General features: G+C 58.1%; 2 pseudogenes. Both read right to left on the bottom strand.

The features are described 5' to 3' along the window. A pseudogene (locus WMO44_RS14790) lies at nucleotides 1–1,839 on the bottom strand (hypothetical protein); the annotation flags it as partial. Between the two features lie 28 nt (nucleotides 1,840–1,867). Beyond that, nucleotides 1,868–2,209, bottom strand: a pseudogene (locus WMO44_RS14785) (TetR/AcrR family transcriptional regulator); the annotation flags it as partial.

Below are 2,209 nucleotides of genomic sequence, written 5' to 3'. Positions count from 1 at the left end.
CAGGTATTCCCCATTCGTCCGTGCGGTCACATCCTCCGCAGAAAGGCTTCCGATGAGCGGCCATGCCGTTGCGGCGTTGATCATTTCCAGCTGCGCGGCGTTTTCTGCCTGCCCGCACACGGGGCAGAAGGTCAGCGTTTCGCCTTCCGCAGTGCGGAAAGTAAACTTCCGGCAATCCGTGCTGCCAGTGTGCGCGCAGCCCTGCCGCAGACAATCGGCGCTCTGAGAGCCGGTTCCGTTCGGGGACCATGCACCGAACTGGTGTCCCAGCTTATCGGTCGGGTCTGCGGTGTAGCTGTCTTTGCAGCGGGAGCAGGTAAAAACAGTATAGCCGTCTGTTTCACAGGTAGGCTCTACGGTAACAGCCTGATAATCATGGTTCAGTGCGGGCAGCTCTGTATAGGTGGTATAGTCACAACGAGAGCAGGTTTCGTAAGCATCCCAGCCGATTTCCGTACAGGTGGGAGCTTGCGCGTCGTGATTCACCAGAGCATGGTTCAGCGCGGGCAGCTCTGTATAGGTGGTATAGTCGCAGCGGGAGCAGGTTTTGTAAGCATCCCAGCCCTTTTCCGTACAGGTGGGGGCTTTTGCTGCGTGCTGCACCAGAGCATGGTTCAGTGCGGGCAGCTCCGCATAGGTGGTATGGTCGCAGCGGGAGCAGGTTTTGTAAGCGTTCCAGCCGATTTCCGTACAGGTGGGGGCTTGCGCTTCGTGCTGCACCAGATCATGGTTCAGCGCGGGCAGCTCCGCATAGGTGGTATAGTCACAACGAGAGCAGGTTTTGTAAGCATCCCAGCCGATTTCCGTACAGGTGGGGGCTTGCGCGTCATGCTGCACCAGAGCATGGTTCAGTGCGGGCTGCTCCGCATAGGTGGTATAGTCGCAGCGGGAGCAGGTTTCGTAAGCATTCCAGCCCTTTTCCGTACAGGTGGGGGCTTTTGCTTCGTGCTGCACCAAATCATGGTTCAGTGCGGTCAGCTCTGTATAGGTGGTATAGTCACAACGGGAGCAGGTTTCGTAAGCGTTCCAGCCCTTTTCCGTGCAGGTGGGGGCTTTTGCTGCGTGCTGCTTCAAATCATGCTGTGCGGGCAGCTCTTTGCGGGTGGTATAGCCGCAGCGGATGCAGCGGTCGTAAGCGTCCCAGCCGATTTCCGTACAGGTGGGGGCTTTTGCTACGTGATGCACCAAATCGTGGTTATTGGGGTCTTTTTCGCCGTATTCCCCACCACACACCTCACAGACCGCTTTGGTGGTGCAGGTTGCTTTGCCACCGGTACACTTTGCAGTATCAACTTCGCGGCAGTAGTTCGTGCAGCTGCGGGTGTGCGTGCCGTTGCCGGCGGATGACCACTCGCCCCATGCGTGACCGCCGTAGTAACTCCCTCCGCAAGTATTGCACATTCCCAGAGTGTCGCAGGTCGCGTAGCCGCCGCTGCAGCTTCCAGTCTCTTCTGCGTTGCAGCGCTTGCATCTGCGGGTGTGCGTGCCGTTGCTGGCGTAGTTAGGCGTCCACGCGCCCCAGTCGTGACCGAGAACGCCGTATTCCGCGCCGCATTTTTCACAGATTTTGCCCTCGGTGCAGGTGGGACCTTGGGTACCGCCGCTATGTACCTGTAAATGCGTAATATTGCCATCGTTGTGGCAGTTCTGGCATTCAGTTACATAAACCTTATGATAGTTCGAATCATATTTTTCGTATCTGCGGGCCTCACGTTCTTCCCTAATCCCACAGAAGGCGCAGTGCACCGGGACTGTTTCTGCCGCCGCTTTTAACACGATCCCCGGTATCAGGCACACCATTGCCAGCACCGTCAAACACCAGATCAGCCATTTTTTCATGTTACTCCCTCCTTGTCATCAAACCTTGTTATCCTTTCAGATCAAACTGCACGGACAGCGATGCAAGCACGGCATCTACCACCTTCCGCGCCTGGGCAAGCATATCGATCTCCGCCACAAAAGCGATGACCTGCTCGCGCTCCTGCGCGGGGACCTGCAGCGCACTCAGGCTCATGCTCAGGAACCGCCGTATTTTGCGCTCCAGCGTAAAGTAGGGGTCGCACTGCCGTGCCATGTAGCCGCGCATCATGCCAGCCGTGCCCAGCTCCATCTCGTAGAAATCGCACTCGGCGCACCCGGGCAGATACGCGCTGAACGCCGCCTGCAGCTCGGCCGTGGTGCTGCGGTGGATGATCTCCGCCGTGGCGGG

This window comes from Faecalibacterium tardum (genome assembly GCF_040096515.1).
Classification (GTDB): domain Bacteria; phylum Bacillota; class Clostridia; order Oscillospirales; family Ruminococcaceae; genus Faecalibacterium; species Faecalibacterium tardum.
The sequence above is the reverse complement of the archived record's forward strand: the minus strand, read 5'-3'. Positions and strand labels throughout refer to the sequence as shown.